Below are 13,192 nucleotides of genomic sequence, written 5' to 3' on the forward strand. Positions count from 1 at the left end.
CCCCGCGCGGTTTGACGCGCGCCGAAGAGGCCGCGGAGATCCTCGCCGATGCCATAGACGCTGGCTGCAAGCTGCTGGTCGTCGCCGACTATGACTGCGATGGCGCAACCGCCTGTGCCGTTGCGGTGCGCGGTCTGCGCGCCATGGGCGCAGATGTCGATTTCCTGGTGCCCAACCGTTTTGAAACCGGCTATGGCCTGTCCCCGGCGGTTGTCGAACTGGCCTGCCGCCACCCCTCCGGGCATCCCGACCTGATCGTCACCGTAGATAATGGCATCGCCAGCGTCGAGGGCGTGCAGGCCGCGGCTGAAATGGGCATAGATGTCCTGGTCACTGACCACCACTTGCCTGGCGATACCTTGCCCGACGCCATGGCCATCGTTAATCCGAACCAGCCGGGCTGCGGCTTTCCCTCCAAGAACCTGGCGGGCGTCGGCGTGATCTTCTACGTCTTGCTGGCGCTGCGCGCGGAATTGCGCAAGCGCGGCGTGTACCCGGCTGATGGCGGCCCGCGGCTGCATGAGCTGGCCGACCTGGTGGCGCTGGGCACGGTGGCGGACGTCGTCAAACTCGATGCGAACAATCGCTTGCTGGTCTCGCAAGGCTTGCAGCGCATGCGCGCCGGCCTGATGCAGCCCGGCGTGCGCGCCCTGTTCGCCGTGGCCGGGCGCGAACCCCGCAACGCCAACAGCTTTGACCTCGGCTTCGCTCTAGGCCCGCGGCTCAATGCCGCCGGCCGCCTGGCAGACATGAGCCTGGGCATCACCTGCCTGATCACGGATGACGAAGCCGAGGCGCTGGAACTGGCCCGCGAACTCGATGGCATGAACCGGGAACGCCGCAATATCGAAACCGTCATGCGCGAACAGGCCCTGGCCAGCATGGAAGCCGCCAGCGCTGACCCTGGCGCCACCGTCTGCGTGTTCGACGACAGCTGGCACCAAGGCGTCGTCGGCCTGGTGGCGTCGCGCCTGAAAGAAAAATACTGGCGCCCGACCCTGGCTTTCGCCCCGGCAGACGACGAAGAAATCCGTGGTTCAGGCCGTTCCATTCCGGACGTTCACCTGCGCGACGCGCTGGATATCGTCTCCAAGCGCCACCCCGGCCTGATCCGCAAATTCGGCGGCCATGCCATGGCGGCAGGCCTGACCATTGCCAAGGCCGACTTCCCCCGCTTTGCCCCGGCCTTCGAGGCCGCTGTTCGCGAACTGACCGGCCGCACCGAATTCGAACCACTGATAGAAACCGATGGCTCGCTGGAAGACGGCTATGCCAACACGACTGTGGCGAACCTGCTGGGCCAGCAGGTCTGGGGGGCAGGCTTCCCGCCTCCGCTGTTTCTGGATGAATTCCGCGTGGTGCAGCAGCGCCTGCTGAAAGAACGCCATATGAAGCTGCGCCTGGAGCGCAATGGCCAGCTCTACGATGCCATCTGGTTCAATCATGCCGACCCCTTGCCGGAATTCATTGCCGCCGCTTACCGGCTGGAAACCAATGAATGGAATGGCAACATCAACATCCAGTTGATGCTGGAACACGCGGAACCCGCCTGATCCCTCTGCCGGACGCCTGGCCTCAATCAGGCCAGACGCCCGGCCGCCCGGCATTTGCGTCTTGCTGTTCCCTCCAAACGCCGGGTGATCGCGATGCGCCGGTGCTAGAATCCGGCCATCGCCCGATCTTCATAGGGCAGCACCGGGGCTGCATCAATGAGCAGGATTAATCTTCGCCAACTCATTCTTTCGCTGACTCTGCTTGCGGTTCTCGTTACTCTGGTCAATGTCCTGTTCTCCAGCAATCGCGTTCAGCGCGACATGCTGCTGCAAACGACGCTGGAAGCCAATCACGTTTACGCGAAAAAGCTTGCCCAGGCCACCGACACTTTCCTGAAAGACGCGATGTCGCAGCTGGAGTACAGCGCGCGTTTAATGATGGGCACTGAGCCCGATCCCAGCGATGGTCTGCCCCAGGCGCCGCTCCTGGGTGATAGCGCCGCCATGCAACGCGAACTCCATCGCCTGCGGCGGCAAAGCAATCTCTTCAATTCCGTCCATATCGTGTCGGAACAGGCGCGGCTGCTCGCGCGCTCGTCCGCCACCGTCCGCCACGACTCGCTCAACAGCATTATCGACAGCGAAGGCGTGCGCGGCTCGCTGGCCTTGCGCTCCCCGTTTGTCAGCGGCATTTACCGCTCTTCCGCAAATCGGCTGGTCTTGCTGATGTCCTGGCCGCTGGTCGATGCCCAAGGCGTTTATCACGGCTATATCGGCGGCACCATCCACACGCAGGAAGACAACATCCTGCACAGCCTGCTGGGCCAGCAGTTCTACAACAATGATTCCATGCTCTATGTTGTCGATGGCAAGGGCACCATCATTTATCACCCCGACAACAGCCTGATCGGCAAGAACATTGCCGGCACGCCGATTGTCCAGGCGATTCTTGGCGGCCTGGATGGCAGCCTGCGCCAATCTCAGAATGGCGAAGACCTGCTGGCCGGCTATGCCGTGGTGCAGCGCGTGAACTGGGGTATCGTGGCCCAGCGGCCAACACAGGGCGTGCTGATCAACGAAGGCACACTGCTGCTGCAAACCCTGTCCTATACCCTGCCGGTCATGCTGCTGCTGATCGTCATCATTTGGTGGATTTCGCGCCGCATCACCCTGCCGCTATCGCAACTGGCCCGCCGCAGCCGCCATATGAACAATGTGGAAAGCACCCGCAATCAATTGCTGGCAATACGCACCTGGTATTTTGAAGCCGCGCAGCTCAAGCAATCGCTGTTGCACAGCCTGGCCCTGATTCACAACAAGTTGCGCCAGCTGCGCCAGGAATCCTCTACCGACCAATTGACGGGCCTGGCCAACCGGCGCGGGCTGGAAGAACAGGTCACGCGCTGGATTGGCGATCGCGCGCCGTTTGCGCTGCTTCTGCTGGACGTCGATTATTTCAAGCAGATCAACGACAACCATGGACATGACATCGGCGATCAAGTCCTGCAAAAAATCGCCGCCGTCATCCGCGACAATTCCCGCGGCCCCGACCTGCCCTGCCGCACTGGCGGCGAAGAATTCGCCCTCTTCCTGCCCGATACCAGCGCCGCCGTGGCCTACCGCGTGGCCGAACGCCTGCGGCTGCGCGTCGAGCGGACGGCCTTCCCGCAAAACATCCGCATCACGGTCTCCATCGGCATTGCGCTCTACCCCGATGATGGCGCCACACTGCAAAGCGTCACCAAGACCGCCGATATGGCGCTGTACTCCGCCAAACGCAATGGCCGCAACCGCATTGAGCCGCATCCGCCAGAATCCGCCTAAGAACGTGCTCAGCGCGTTAAAATAGCGGATTACCCTACCGAAACAGACATGCAATCGACTTGCGCCAGGCCAACAGACTGCCTGGCCGCCGGCCCTGGGCCGGCAACGCAAGCGCATACAGGAACCACGATGGAAGCAGAACGCCAGAACCTGATCGCCACCCACCTCGAAGACTACGCCGACCGTGTCGGCCAGCTTCGGAGGTATCTTTGACTACGATAGCAAAGCTGAACGCCTGCAAGTCGTAAACGCCGAACTGGAAGACCCCGCCATCTGGAACGACCCCCAGCATGCGCAGGATCTCGGCCGCGAAAAGAAAAGCCTGGAAACCGTCGTGCTCACCCTGGAGCACCTGCACAATGGCGTGCGCGACTCGCTCGAACTGTTCGAGCTGGCCAGCGCCGATGATGACGACGCCACTCTGCTGTCCATCGAAGAGGATGCCCGCGGTTTCCAGGCAGAGCTGGAAGCGCTGGAATTCCGCCGCATGTTCTCCAATCCGGCTGACCCGCTGAACTGTTTCATCGACATTCAGGCCGGTGCCGGGGGTACCGAAGCCCAGGACTGGGCCTCCATGCTGTTGCGCCAATATCTGAAGTATTGCGAACGCAAAGACTTCAAGACGGAAATCCTGGAAGAATCGGAAGGTGATGTCGCCGGTCTCAAGTCGGCCACCATCAAGGTGGAAGGCGACTACGCGTTCGGCCATCTGCGCACGGAAACCGGCGTGCACCGCCTGGTGCGCAAGAGCCCCTTCGATTCCTCTGGCGGCCGCCATACCTCTTTCGCCAGTATTTTTGTCTATCCGGAAGTGGATGACTCCTTCGAGGTGGAAATCAACCCGGCTGACCTGCGCGTAGATACTTACCGCGCCAGTGGCGCTGGCGGCCAGCACATCAATAAAACCGACTCGGCCGTGCGTATTACCCACGCGCCAACCGGGATTGTGGTGCAGTGCCAGAACGACCGTTCACAGCACCGCAACCGCGCCGAAGCCATGCAGATGCTGAAATCCAAGCTCTATGAGCTGGAAATGCGCAACCGCATGTCGGAACAGCAGAAGCTGGAAGACTCCAAGACCGATGTGGGCTGGGGCCATCAGATCCGCTCGTATGTGCTGGACAACAGCCGTATCAAAGACCTGCGTACCAACGTGGAAATTTCCAACACCCAAAAAGTGCTGGACGGCGACCTCGACCCCTTCATTCAGGCCAGCCTGAAACAGGGCCTCTGACACAGGGCCTCTCAACGGACTCCTCGCCACATACCCAAAAGCCATAGCAATCCATAGACATGACTGATTCTTCCACGCCCGCCACGCCCGTCACCGACGAAAACCGCCTGATCGCGGAACGGCGCGGCAAACTGGCCCGCCTTCGCACCGAAGGCGTCGCTTTCCCCAATGATTTCCAGCCGGATGCGCATGCAGCCGATCTGCATCAGCGCTACGGCGAGATAGATGCCGAAGCGCTGGAACAGGCGCCTGCCGCCGTGGTCCGCCTGGCCGGCCGCATGATGCTGAAACGGGTCATGGGAAAAGCCAGTTTCGCCACCTTGCAGGATGGCAGCGGCCGCATCCAGATCTATCTGGATAAGGGCGTGCTGGGCGAAGAAGTCTATGGCGCGTTCAAGCAATGGGATATTGGCGACATCATCGCCGTCACTGGGCGTATCTTCAAAACCCGCAAGGGCGAGCTGTCCATTCATGCCAGCGAAGCCCGCCTGCTGGCCAAGTCGCTGCGCCCGCTGCCGGACAAGTTCCATGGTGTGTCCGACCAGGAACTGCGCTATCGCCAGCGCTATGTTGACCTCATCATGACGGAAGACACGCGCCGCACTTTCCTGGCGCGCAGCAAGGCCATCGCGGGCATCCGCCAGGCCATGGTCGAAGCGGGCTTCCTGGAAGTTGAAACGCCCATGCTGCACCCCATTCCCGGCGGTGCCAGCGCTAAGCCTTTCGTGACGCACCACAATGCGCTGGACATGGAAATGTTCCTGCGCATTGCCCCCGAGCTGTACCTCAAGCGTCTGGTGGTCGGCGGTTTCGAGCGTGTCTTCGAAATCAACCGCAATTTCCGCAACGAAGGCGTCAGCCCCCGGCACAACCCGGAATTCACCATGATGGAATTCTATGCAGCCTACGCGGACTACCGCTGGCTGATGGAATACACCGAAGGGCTGATCCGCCAGGCTGCCATTGCCGCAGCCGGCAGCGCCAAACTGCAATACCAGGGCCGCGAGCTGGATCTGGGCCTGCCCTTTGACCGCCTGACCATTGTGGGCGCCATCCTGAAGTATGCCCCCAGTTACCAGGAAAGCGACCTGCAGAACGCGGATTACCTGCGCAAGGAACTGGCCCGCCTGGGCGCCGATGTCAAAGGCCCGGCGCTGGCGCGCGCGGGTTTGGGCGCTCTGCAACTAGCGCTGTTCGAGGAAACGGCGGAATCCCAACTGTGGCACCCCACCTTCATTATCGACTACCCGGTGGAAGTCTCGCCGCTGGCGCGTGCGTCCGATACCCAGCCCGGCATCACCGAACGCTTCGAGCTGTTTATCACCGGCCGCGAAATCGCCAATGGCTTCTCCGAGCTGAATGACCCGGAAGACCAGGCCGAACGTTTCCGTTCGCAGGTCGAAGCCAAGGATGCCGGTGACGAAGAAGCCATGTACTTCGACGCAGACTACATCCGCGCCCTGGAATACGGCATGCCCCCGACTGGCGGCTGCGGTATCGGCATCGACCGCCTGGTCATGCTGCTGACCGACAGCCCCAGCATCCGCGATGTCATCCTGTTCCCGCACCTGCGGCGCGAAGACTAAGCGCGCTGCGCTACCGTGACATGCACCGGCGCCCACTCAGGCGCCGGTGTCATATCCGCGGTGTCATATCCGCTGGTGTCATATCCGCTGGCGTCATCTCCGCCGGCCTCAGAGCCGTCGGCCTCATATCCAGCCTGCATTGACCCCGCTTGCCAGCGGCGAATTTGCGCCAAACCCGATCCGCACGATACCTGCTCCCCCCGTCCGATGGCCGCGGGCAGGCACCTGCGCGGCGTTTCGTCCTGCGCGTTGCCGTACGGGGAACTGGCGGCGCACGAACGCCAGCCCCAACAATTCAGCCAACAATTCAGCCAACAATTCAGCCAACAAACTCAACCAACGAACTCAACCAACGAACTCAACCAACAAAAAAACGCCTCTTGCGAGGCGTTTTTACTAGGCGTCAGGGATCAGCGCGCTTCGTCGATCCAGGCTTCCAGAATTGCTTCCAGAATGCGCTCATTGGACGCTTCAGGATCGTCTTCGAATTCAGGCAGGGCCAGAATCCAGGCATGCATATCGGTAAAACGCACGGTCAGCGGATCCACATCAGGATGCGCGTCATACAGCGCTTCTGCGATGGCCAGGCTATCGGTCCATTTCATCAGTGATTTTCCTTGGCGTGGTTGATCGAATACTTGGGAAGTTCCACAACCAGGTCTTCATCGCTGACCTTGGCCTGGCAGGACAGACGCGACACCGGCGTCAAGCCCCAGGCGCGATCCAGGTAATCTTCTTCGGTATCCGTGGCTTCGGGCAGGGAATCGAATCCTTCACGCACGATCACATGACAGGTCGTGCACGCACACGACAACTCGCAGGCGTGTTCGATCTCAATGTGATTGTCCAGCAGAATCCGGCAAATGGATTCGCCCTGGGGCGCATTTTCTATGACTGCGCCTTCGGGGCAAACCTCGGGATGGGGTAATACAGTGATCTTCGGCATGTCATCTCAAGCTATGTCATTCAGTGAGCGCCCCTTGAGCGCCGCCCTGATACTGCGGTCCATGCGCCGCGCCGCGAACTCGTCGGTGGCATCTGAAAGCGCCTGGGTCAATTTGCGTACCACTTCCACGTTGCTGCCATCATCCAAAGCGCCGACGGCAAGCATGGCGGCATCCACATTGCCACGCTCTTCGGGTGACAACAGATCCGCATCTTCCTGCAAGGCGGCCTGCACCGACTCATACAGGCGGCGGGCCTCGACCAGCGCTTCACGCAACATCCGTGCCTGCGCATCGTCATCGGCCAGTGCCACACTGTCAGCCAGCATGCGCGCCACTTCTTCGTCACTCAGGCCGTAGGAAGGCTTCACCACCACGGAAGCTTCCACGCCCTGGCTCATTTCCCTGGCCGTCACGCTCAGCAGGCCATCCGCATCTACCTGGAAGGTCACGCGGATGCGTGCCGCGCCCGCCACCATAGGCGGAATGCCGCGCAGTTCAAAATGCGCCAGCGAACGACAATCCGACACCAGCTCACGTTCACCCTGCACAACGTGAAAACTCATGGCGCTCTGGCCGTCTTTGAAGGTTGTGAATTCCTGGGCCCTGGCCACCGGAATCGCGCTATTGCGCGGCACGATGCGTTCCACCAGCCCGCCCATGGTCTCCAGCCCCAGCGACAGCGGCAAGACGTCCAGCAGCAGCCAGTCGTCTCCAGCGCGTTTATTGCCTGCCAACAAGTCGGCCTGCTGCGCCGCGCCCAGCGCGACCACCAGGTCCGGGTCCAGTTCCACCCTAGGCTCCAGGCCGAAAGCATCACGCACCGCCGCCCGGATGATAGGCATGCGCGTCGCGCCCCCTACCATGACCACGCCCTGCAAGGCTGCCCGGTCCAATCCGGCATCGCGCAAGGTGCGCTGCACGCATGCCAGGGTGCGGTCCACCAGCGGCTGGGACAGCGCGGCAAAATGTTCGGCGCTCAATTCACGCGACAGGCGGCCCAAGGTTTCCAGATGGGCATCCAGCCGCGCAACCGGCGCGTCCGACAAAGCTTCACGCGCCTGCCGCGCCGCCACGAGCAGCTTGCGGTAATCCTGCTTATCCAGCGTCTCGACTTCGGCAATGCCCGCCAGCCAATCGTCCACGATCAGCGCGTCGAAATCATCACCGCCCAGGGCGGTATCCCCTGCTGTCGCCACAACTTCGAATACGCCGCGGCTCAGCTTGAGAATAGAAATGTCAAAGGTACCGCCGCCCAGGTCATAAACGGCATAAATGCCTTCAGCGCCGCTATCCAGGCCATACGCCAGCGCGGCCGCCGTCGGCTCATTGAGCAGCCGCAGCACATTGAGGCCTGCCAGCCGCGCCGCATCGCGCGTCGCCTGACGCTGGGCATCGTCAAAATAGGCCGGTACCGTAATCACGGCGCCCACCAGTTCATCACCCAGGGTGTCGCGAGCGCGCTCGTGCAATTCGGAGAGCACCTTGGCCGAAGCCTCGACCGGCGAAATATCCCCTTGCACTGTCCGGATACGGACCATGCCCGGCGCATCCACAAACTCGTATGGCGCGCGGCTGCTGCGCGCTTCCTGGAACGAACGCCCCATGAAACGCTTGAAAGAGACCAGCGTATTGAACGGATCCTGCGCCTGCACCGCCAGGGCCTCACGCCCCACGACGGCACCACCATCAGCCAGATAGCGCACTGCCGAGGGCAGCAGCACCTTGCCTTGGACATCCGGCAACGCGTCGCAGACACCGCTGCGTACCGCTGCCACGATGGAATTGGTGGTACCGAGATCTATGCCGACAGCCAGCCGGCGCTGGTGTGGTGCGGGCGCTTCGCCCGGTTCCGAAATCTGCAAAAGTGCCATATCTATCCTATCTGCCCCGCCACCTTACGCCTATCTACAGACGCGCCGAAGCCGGCCCGCCCGCCGGTAGCGGGCCGCATCATACTGTTTCTAGGCGCCGTCGTGGCGCACGCTTTCGACTTCCTGCTCCAGCTTTTCCAGGAACATCCACTCGCGCACGACTTTCGCGGCGCCAGCTACATCATTCTGTTGATCCAGCAATACCACCAAACGCGCCTGCGCCGCCTGACGGGCCTCGCCCAATTCCCCGGCCAGGCCATCCAGCAAGGTAAGGTCTTTGCGCTGCCGCGCTTCGTCGAGCTGCTCGCGCCATTCCAGCTGCTGCATCAGGAAAGCCGGGCTCATCGCCGTGTTGGTTTCGACTTGCAGGTCCACGCCCTGCACTTCGCACAGGTAGCGCGCCCGCGCCAGCGGACTGCGCAATACCCGGTAGGCCTCATTGGCGCGCGCGGCCCATTGCATGGCCACGCGCCTGGCGGCAGGTGTCGCCGTGGCATAGCGGTCAGGGTGGACTTGCGCGGAAACCGCCAGCCAGGCTTTTTCCAGCGCCGCCAGATCCAGATCGTAGCGGCGCGGCAGGCCGAACAGGCCGAAGTGATCGTTTTCCGCTGACAACATTTACACCGTGAACGACTCGCCGCAGCCGCAGCTCGCCTTCTCATTGGGGTTATTGAACTTGAAACCTTCGTTCAGCCCTTCACGGCCGTAGTCCAGTTCCGTGCCATCAATGTAGGACAAGCTCTTGGCATCAACGAACACCTTGACGCCGAAACTTTCGAAGACGTTGTCCGCAGGGTCCGGCGTATCGACATACTCCAGCTTGTAAGCCATGCCGGAGCAGCCCGTGGTGCGTACACCCAGGCGCAAGCCGACGCCCTTGCCGCGTTTCTGCAAGAACTTGTCGATGTGTTCCGCTGCTCTCGAGGTAAGGGTAACAGCCATGGCTCAGCTCGCGTGTTTGTCCTGATAATCCTTGATGGCCGCCTTGATAGCGTCCTCTGCCAGAATCGAGCAGTGGATCTTGACCGGCGGCAACGCCAGTTCCTGAGCAATCTCGGTATTGCGGATCGCTGCCGCTTCGGCCAGTGTCTTGCCCTTGACCCACTCGGTAATCAGCGAGCTGGACGCAATGGCGGAACCGCAACCATACGTTTTGAAACGCGCATCTTCGATCACGCCCGACTCATTGACGCGGATCTGCAGCTTCATGACGTCGCCACAGGCAGGCGCGCCAACCATGCCGGTCCCTACCTTGTCGTCGTCCTTATCAAAGGAACCCACGTTACGCGGATTTTCGTAGTGATCCAGAACTTTATCGCTATATGCCATGATGATCTCCTTGGACGGCCCTCAGGCCATCAATGCGCCGCCCATTGGACGGAATTCAAATCTATGCCTTCCTTGGCCATTTCCCACAGCGGCGACATATCGCGCAGCTTGCCGACACGGCCCTTGACCAGCGCAATGGCGGTGTCGATTTCTTCCTGGGTGGTGAAGCGGCCCAGCGTGAAGCGAATCGAGCTATGCGCCAGTTCGTCGTTGCGGCCCAGGGCGCGCAGGACATAGGAAGGCTCCAGGCTGGCCGAGGTGCAGGCCGAACCGCTGGACACTGCCAGTTCCTTGAGCGCCATGATGAGCGACTCGCCCTCGACATAGTTGAAGCTGATGTTGAGGTTGCCGCAGACACGGTGCTCCATGCTGCCGTTGACGTAGGTTTCCTCGATGTCGCGCAAGCCCTTGAGCAGGCGGTCGCGCAGTGCGCCGATACGCGCATTGTCGGAAGCCATTTCTTCACGCGCCAGGCGGAAGGTTTCCCCCATGCCGACGATCTGGTGCGTGGCCAGCGTGCCGGAACGGAAGCCGCGCTCGTGACCGCCGCCGTGCATCTGAGCCAGAATGCGCACACGCGGCTTGCGGCGCACATACAGAGCACCGATGCCCTTGGGGCCGTAAGTCTTGTGGGCGCAGAAAGACATCAGGTCAACCTTGAGCTTCTGCAGGTCGATTTCGACCTTGCCGCTGGCCTGCGCCGCATCCACGTGGAAAATGATGCCGCGTTCGCGGCAGATTTCGCCAATAGTTTCGATATCCTGGATGACGCCGATTTCGCTGTTGACGAACATGATGGATACCAGCGTGGTATCCGGGCGCAGCGCTGCCTTGAACACGTCCAGATCCAGCAGGCCGTCGTCCTTGACATCGAGGTAGGTCACTTCAAAACCCAGACGCTCAAGCTCGCGGCAGGTATCCAGTACCGCCTTGTGCTCGGTCTTGAGCGTGATGATGTGCTTGCCCTTCTCGGCGTAAAACTGTGCCGCGCCCTTGATGGCGAGGTTATCGGATTCCGTTGCGCCGGACGTCCAGATGATTTCACGCGGGTCCGCGTTGATCAACTTGGCAACTTCTGCACGCGCATTTTCAACAGCTTCCTCTGCCTCCCAGCCGTAGGCATGGGAACGAGAAGCGGGATTGCCGAAATGCTCGCCCAGGTAAGGCACCATTTTTTCGACCACACGAGGATCGACAGGCGTGGTTGCAGCGTTATCAAGATAGATGAGGCGGTTGATAGTCATGAAAAGCTCCGGAAATTCTGGACATCAGGCCACGGCATGCGTCGCGGCCTTGTTTGCTGCCGGCCGGCAGGAAGATTTCTCGACCCGGACCGCAGTGGAAACGCCGTGTTCGGCATCCTGGCTGGCTTCTTGCAGCATGCGCATGCGATGCTGATCGACCAGATCCTGCAGGGAGACCGAATCCAGGTAATCCACCATTTTTCGGTTCAGCGTGGACCACAGCTCATGCGTCATGCATTTGCCGGAACGACCATCCTTGCCGCTGCTACAGTCGCGCTTGCCACCACAGCTGGTGGCATCCAGCGGCTCATCCACAGCAAAGATGATGTCGGCAACCGTTACCTTGCGCGCCACGCGGGCCAGCGAATAACCGCCGCCCGGGCCGCGCATGCTCTCCACCAGTTCATGGCGGCGCAGTTTGCCGAACAATTGCTCCAGATAGGAAAGCGAGATGTTCTGCCGCTGACTAATGGCGGCCAGCGTTACGGGACCGCTATGCTGGCGCAAGGCCAGATCTATCATGGCGGTCACGGCAAAACGACCCTTGGTGGTCAAGCGCATGACAAGCTCCTGTGATCTGCCAGGCCCGCATCACCATGCGCAGCCCGGCGCTATTCCCGAGTGATTAACTCAAGTATAACGAATTCCCGACTGTCTTGCTAGGATTAATAGGCCAGAAAAAGCCGCGTTGAACGCGGCCTCTTGGTGCGGAGCCCTTGAAAGCCTTTCAGCCATCAAGCCGCCTGGTACTGGGTCACCCGCTTGCGCAGGAAATCCAGCATGCCCTGACAGGCATCCTCAATGTAATCCAGCGTTTTGCCAAAACCTTCCGGCCCGCCGTAGAATGGATCCGGCACCGTGGCTTCTTCGTGCTCGTTGGCAAAGCTCATCAGCAAACGCAGCTTGTGCTGATAGGCCCGGGGACAGACCTGCTTGAGCGCAGTCATGTTTTCCCAGTCCATGGCCAGGACATGATCGTAATCCTGGAAATCCTGGGCCGTGACCAAGCGCGCGCGCTGATGCGAAATATCGTAGCCCCGCTTGCGCGCAGCAGCCTGCGCACGCGCGTCTGGCGCCTCGCCGACGTGATAGTCGTGAGTGCCGGCAGAAGCGACGCCAATCAGCCGGGAAAGTCCGGCATCATTAATCAAATGCCGGAAAACACCCTCTGCGCTGGGCGATCTGCAAATATTGCCCATGCAGATGAAAAGTACCTTGGTCATCATGGGGCGTAAGTGTGCGGGAAAACCCCTGACATGGCAAGCATTTTTTGCCCATTTCCGGCAATTGAAATCGCTGCGAAATAACAAAAAAAATAGCGAAAAATCCATCAACCCGCTGCCATAGCGCCGCTAGTCTTCACTCCCGCCTTCCTCCCATTTTCGCCCCTGCCCCCGCCTGTCACTGCCATGTCATTTGCCCGTGATTTCCCAGGCAGCGCGGCCCGGGTAGTCAGCCGACGAATGCCTGGCTGCCCTGTGCCCCCAGGCCTGAAATTCGCTTCCCGGCATGTCATGCCGCCCCGCGCCCTGAGCGGGCGCCAATCTAGGAAAATTGTTAGGGAATCTATTTTTCCGCTCCGGAATTTGACAGTTTTTGCATAAGGGTTGAGTTTTGACACGATTTTTATGACCGGGAACTAACAAGCGGGATCAAAAAGGATT

13 protein-coding genes are annotated in these 13,192 nt (G+C 60.8%); 4 read left to right on the plus strand and 9 right to left on the minus strand.

The window, feature by feature from the left end:
• The 4 genes from recJ to lysS all read left to right on the plus strand — a co-directional run.
• Positions 1-1,553 (plus strand): single-stranded-DNA-specific exonuclease RecJ (gene recJ / locus ACTJGZ_RS13730; RefSeq protein ID WP_441663474.1); only part of this gene is annotated, 1,553 nt, incomplete at its 5' end.
• 156 nt (positions 1,554-1,709) lie between these two features.
• Positions 1,710-3,317 (plus strand): sensor domain-containing diguanylate cyclase, encoded by a 1,608-nt coding sequence (locus tag ACTJGZ_RS13735; protein ID WP_441663475.1) that lies wholly within the window; start codon positions 1,710-1,712, stop codon positions 3,315-3,317.
• A 129-nt stretch (positions 3,318-3,446) separates the two neighbouring features.
• Positions 3,447-4,551, plus strand: a protein-coding gene (gene prfB, locus ACTJGZ_RS13740; protein WP_441663476.1) for a peptide chain release factor 2 whose coding sequence is annotated in 2 segments (ribosomal slippage) — positions 3,447-3,527 and positions 3,529-4,551 — 1,104 coding nt in all. Because the reading frame shifts where the segments join, the coding sequence is not laid out codon by codon here.
• Between the two features lie 59 nt (positions 4,552-4,610).
• A complete protein-coding gene (lysS, locus tag ACTJGZ_RS13745; RefSeq protein ID WP_441663477.1) occupies positions 4,611-6,137 on the plus strand; it encodes a lysine--tRNA ligase in 1,527 nt (508 codons plus the stop codon).
• A 410-nt stretch (positions 6,138-6,547) separates the two neighbouring features.
• Here the strand turns inward: lysS and iscX are convergent, their stop codons facing one another.
• The 9 genes from iscX to ACTJGZ_RS13790 all read right to left on the minus strand — a co-directional run bounded on the left by iscX (position 6,548) and on the right by ACTJGZ_RS13790 (position 12,754).
• Positions 6,548-6,742, minus strand: a complete 195-nt coding sequence (gene iscX / locus ACTJGZ_RS13750) for a Fe-S cluster assembly protein IscX (RefSeq protein ID WP_068368507.1) — start codon at positions 6,740-6,742, stop codon at positions 6,548-6,550.
• On the minus strand, positions 6,742-7,083 hold the full coding sequence (fdx, locus tag ACTJGZ_RS13755) for an ISC system 2Fe-2S type ferredoxin (protein ID WP_441663478.1): 342 nt from the start codon (positions 7,081-7,083) through the stop codon (positions 6,742-6,744). Before fdx ends, iscX begins: the two co-directional genes overlap by 1 nt.
• Positions 7,084-7,089: 6 nt before the next feature.
• On the minus strand, positions 7,090-8,955 hold the full coding sequence (gene hscA, locus ACTJGZ_RS13760; RefSeq protein WP_441663479.1) for a Fe-S protein assembly chaperone HscA: 1,866 nt from the start codon (positions 8,953-8,955) through the stop codon (positions 7,090-7,092).
• Between the two features lie 90 nt (positions 8,956-9,045).
• Entirely contained in the window at positions 9,046-9,573 is a 528-nt protein-coding gene (hscB, locus tag ACTJGZ_RS13765) for a Fe-S protein assembly co-chaperone HscB (RefSeq protein ID WP_441663480.1), read from the minus strand.
• Positions 9,574-9,897, minus strand: coding sequence for an iron-sulfur cluster assembly protein IscA (gene iscA / locus ACTJGZ_RS13770; RefSeq protein ID WP_441663481.1), 324 nt, complete (start codon positions 9,895-9,897; stop codon positions 9,574-9,576). It lies immediately after the preceding gene.
• Positions 9,898-9,900: 3 nt separating this feature from the next.
• Positions 9,901-10,284 (minus strand): Fe-S cluster assembly scaffold IscU, encoded by a 384-nt coding sequence (gene iscU / locus ACTJGZ_RS13775; protein WP_441663482.1) that lies wholly within the window; start codon positions 10,282-10,284, stop codon positions 9,901-9,903.
• A 29-nt stretch (positions 10,285-10,313) separates the two neighbouring features.
• Positions 10,314-11,528 carry an IscS subfamily cysteine desulfurase gene (locus ACTJGZ_RS13780; protein ID WP_441663483.1) on the minus strand — a complete coding sequence of 405 codons (1,215 nt, stop codon included), beginning with the start codon at positions 11,526-11,528 and terminating at the stop codon, positions 10,314-10,316.
• Between the two features lie 24 nt (positions 11,529-11,552).
• Positions 11,553-12,089 (minus strand): Fe-S cluster assembly transcriptional regulator IscR, encoded by a 537-nt coding sequence (iscR, locus tag ACTJGZ_RS13785; protein WP_441663484.1) that lies wholly within the window; start codon positions 12,087-12,089, stop codon positions 11,553-11,555.
• 173 nt (positions 12,090-12,262) lie between these two features.
• Positions 12,263-12,754 carry a low molecular weight protein-tyrosine-phosphatase gene (locus ACTJGZ_RS13790; RefSeq protein ID WP_441663485.1) on the minus strand — a complete coding sequence of 164 codons (492 nt, stop codon included), beginning with the start codon at positions 12,752-12,754 and terminating at the stop codon, positions 12,263-12,265.
• Between the last annotated feature and the right edge of the window lie 438 nt (positions 12,755-13,192).

Origin of the sequence: Kerstersia sp. (assembly GCF_052103615.1) — a bacterium.
In the GTDB taxonomy this organism is placed as follows: Bacteria; Pseudomonadota; Gammaproteobacteria; order Burkholderiales; family Burkholderiaceae_B; genus Kerstersia.